Source organism: Streptomyces sp. MZ04 (genome assembly GCF_004684775.1).
Classification (GTDB): Bacteria; Actinomycetota; Actinomycetes; order Streptomycetales; family Streptomycetaceae; genus Streptomyces.
Window position 1 is genome coordinate 1 of the sequence record NZ_SRIC01000489.1, and the last position, 3,025, is coordinate 3,025.

3 protein-coding genes are annotated in these 3,025 nt (G+C 72.5%); 1 reads left to right on the forward strand and 2 read right to left on the reverse strand.

Annotated elements, in window-relative coordinates; translation table 11 throughout:
• Positions 1-198: 198 nt before the first annotated feature.
• Positions 199-753, forward strand: coding sequence for a hypothetical protein (locus E2651_RS42275; protein WP_135336574.1), 555 nt, complete (start codon positions 199-201; stop codon positions 751-753).
• A gap of 192 nt (positions 754-945) precedes the next feature.
• Here E2651_RS42275 and E2651_RS42280 read toward each other — a convergent pair whose 3' ends face one another.
• On the reverse strand, positions 946-1,833 hold the full coding sequence (locus E2651_RS42280) for a class I SAM-dependent methyltransferase (protein WP_135336575.1): 888 nt from the start codon (positions 1,831-1,833) through the stop codon (positions 946-948).
• Positions 1,830-2,906 (reverse strand): carboxymuconolactone decarboxylase family protein, encoded by a 1,077-nt coding sequence (locus tag E2651_RS42285; RefSeq protein ID WP_135336576.1) that lies wholly within the window; start codon positions 2,904-2,906, stop codon positions 1,830-1,832. Before E2651_RS42285 ends, E2651_RS42280 begins: the two co-directional genes overlap by 4 nt.
• Positions 2,907-3,025 lie beyond the last annotated feature (119 nt).

Below are 3,025 nucleotides of genomic sequence, written 5' to 3' on the forward strand. Positions count from 1 at the left end.
GGGGAACGGAGGGAGGACTGGCGTCGTTCATGGGCAGGCCGTTCTTGACAGGGCACACCCGGCCACGAGAGCTCGTGCGGAGGTGCCACGTGACAGGGACAGGGCGCTGTGCGGGTGCCGTGATCCAACGCGGAGTGGAGAGGACTGTACAACTCCCCCGACACTTACGGGAGTAGCGGTTCAGAGATGGGGAGACGCATGAGCGGGGAGCAGGGGGACATAACGGTCGGGCAGCTGCTGCTGGCCGAGTACCAGGTCGTCAAGGACGAGCAGAAGGCGCGGATCGGGTTCCGCGACAATCTTCTGTACGTGACGCTGGCGGCCGTCGCGGCACTCGCCGCCGCCGCGCAGACCGAACGGGCCTCGATGCTCCTCGCGTTGGGGCCCGTCTGCGTCGTCCTGGGGTGGACCTACCTCGTCAACGACGAGAAGATCTCGGCGATCGGCGCCTATGTGCGGGGCGATCTCGGGCCGCGCCTCGCGCGGTTGGCGGGCACGGACGAGAGGGCGGCCCCCGCTGCCTTCGGCTGGGAGACCGCCCATCGCGGTGACGCGCGGCGCCGCTCGCGCAAGGTCATCCAGTGCGTGGTCGACCTGGTGGCGTTCTGCGTGGTGCCGCTCGCCGGCCTCGTCGTCTTCTGGGCCGACGGGGAAGGGGGCGGACTGCTGCTCGCCCTCTCGGTGGTCGAGGCGGCGGCGATCGCGGGCCTCGCGGCCCAAGTGGTGGGGTACGCGAGGCCGTTCCGGAGATGATTCGAGGAGCCGTTCCGGTGGTGCTGAGGGGCGGCGGCCTGGTGTGGCCGTTCCCGTGGTGCTGAGGGGCGGCGGCCTGGTGTGGCCGTTCCGGTGGTGCTGAGGGGCGGCGGCCTGGTGTGGCCGTTCCGGAGGTGCTGAGGGGCGGCGGGCCTGTCGCGGCCGCACCGCCGTCAGCTGTGGGCAGCGGCCCTATCGCGGCCGCACCGCCGTCACCAGCCACACCCCCGCCCTCATCCGCACCCCGCTCTCGGTCGCGTACGGACGGAACACGTCCTCCAGGGCCGCCCGCGCCTCGGGGGCCACGACGCGGCCCGGCGCGCGGGACAGCATGAAGTCGACCGTGTCCCGCGGGGTTTCGCCCCACACCGCCTCGATGCTCACGGGCGTCACGGTGACGTCCTTGTACGCGGCGAGAGCCTCGTGGATGCGGGCCGGGTCGGAGAGCGAGGCCATCGCGTTACGGGTCGCGAGTGCGTCGGCGGAGGGCTCTTCACCGGGGCCGGCCTCCTCCGCCAGAAGCTTGCCGAAGAGTGCGAGCACCCGGGACTCCTCGCTCGCCTCGCCCGTATCGGGATCAGGCGATTCCTCGATGGGCTGCGGGCAGACGAACACGAGCCGTCCGCCGGGGCGCAGCGCACGCCCGATGTTCTCGAACGCGGCCGCGTGATCCGCGAAGAACATCACCCCGCCACGGCTGATCGCCACGTCGTACGCGGCGGCCGGGAAGGCATGGACCTGGGCGTCGGCCAGTTCGTACGCCGCGTTCGTGATGCCGTCGGCCGCGGTGCGCGCACGGGCGATGTCGAGGAGCGGGGCCGAGATGTCGACGCCGACCGCGTGGCCGTGCGCGGCGCGCCGGGCCGCGACACGGGTGGTGACCCCGGCACCGCAGCCGATGTCGAGGACACGGTCGCCCGCACCGATGGCGGCGGCCTCGAAGATCGTGTCGTTGAGGCCGTTCAGCATCGTGTCGAAGCGCCCGTGATGGGCGGCCCAGTGGGCGCCCACGCCGCCGTTCCAGGCCTCGGCCTGGCGGGAGTTGGCGGACGCGATCTTCTCCGACTTATCCGAGGTCATGACGTCTCCTTGGCGAGGTGGGCGGTGATGCCGCTCTCGATGCGGTCGACGGCGGCGAACGCGCCGTACGCGATCAGGTGCACCAGGCAGTGATCGCTGAACGGCGGCTTCTTCCAGGCGGCCACGTCCTCGTCCGTGATGCGGTACGGAGCGAGCGCCGCCAGCAGCGCGAGCCGTGCCCCCGGCCGGGCCGCGCGATCGGGCAGCGCCTCCCAGACCATGGGCGGATGCGCCCCGTCCCACGACGCCAGCGTCTCCTCGACGAGCCGCTGATCGGCCTCGTCGAGCAGGCCCGCACCCGTCGCCGCCGTCGCACGGAGCGCGGCGTACGCCGAACCGACGGGCGAACCGGAGGACCACTCGGGGCCGGGCAGCGTCTCGTCGAGCAGGGCCAGCGCGTCGCCGGGCGTGACGGTGCGGCGGACCGCCTTCTGCAGGGAACGGCCACCGAGCGAGCGCACCACGCGCAGGCGCTGCGCGTTGCACGGCAGCATCCGCTCGTTGATCAGGGACGACGCGACACGGTTGATGAAGTGGAAGGTGAGCGCGGTGCCGATGTGGGCCGGAGCATGAGAACGCGGGAAGGGCGGCGCGGCCAGCTCCGGACTGCCCGGAGTGCGGGTGGCCTTGCCCCACGCCAGCAGCCGCGCGTGGTCCGGATCCTCGGGCTGCTCGCCGCGCAGCACCCGCTCCGCGACGCGGTGGTCGCCGGTGGCGTGCAGCATCGTCGTGTGGGCGCTCACGCAGAACGGGCAGCGGTTGGCGAGCGAGACACCGAGGGCGACGAGCTCGCGTTCGGTGCGGGTACTGCCGTCGGGGGTGCCGTCACCGGGCGTGCCGTCACCGGGCGTGCCGTCACCGGGCGTGCCGTCACCGGGCGTGCCGCCGTCCGCGAGGAGTGATTCGCGGAGCAACGCCCAGGCGGCGGTGAACAGTTCGGGCGCCGGTGAGAGTGCGACAAGCGGCGCGGGCTCCGCCAGGCCGAAATCGACCGCCATCTGAGCGTAGGCGTCGGCGGTCCTGCCGGTCGCGGATTTCGGGAGTACGGGATCGGTGTATCGGAAGGTTGCCATGGCATCGAGGGTGGTGGTGCCGGGTGCCTCGGGTCGTCGTATGGCGGAAGGCAGTTGGGGGTACGTCGCCGGGGGCGGGCGGCGCCGCGACTACTGCGGCGGGAGTAGCGGGGAAGCGG

Bases quoted from the DNA above. Each gene is read 5' to 3' on its own strand.
- E2651_RS42275 (WP_135336574.1), top strand. From the start codon at position 199: ATGAGCGGGGAGCAGGGGGACATAACGGTCGGGCAGCTGCTGCTGGCC.
- E2651_RS42280 (WP_135336575.1), bottom strand. From the start codon at position 1,833: ATGACCTCGGATAAGTCGGAGAAGATCGCGTCCGCCAACTCCCGCCAG.
- E2651_RS42285 (WP_135336576.1), bottom strand. From the start codon at position 2,906: ATGGCAACCTTCCGATACACCGATCCCGTACTCCCGAAATCCGCGACC.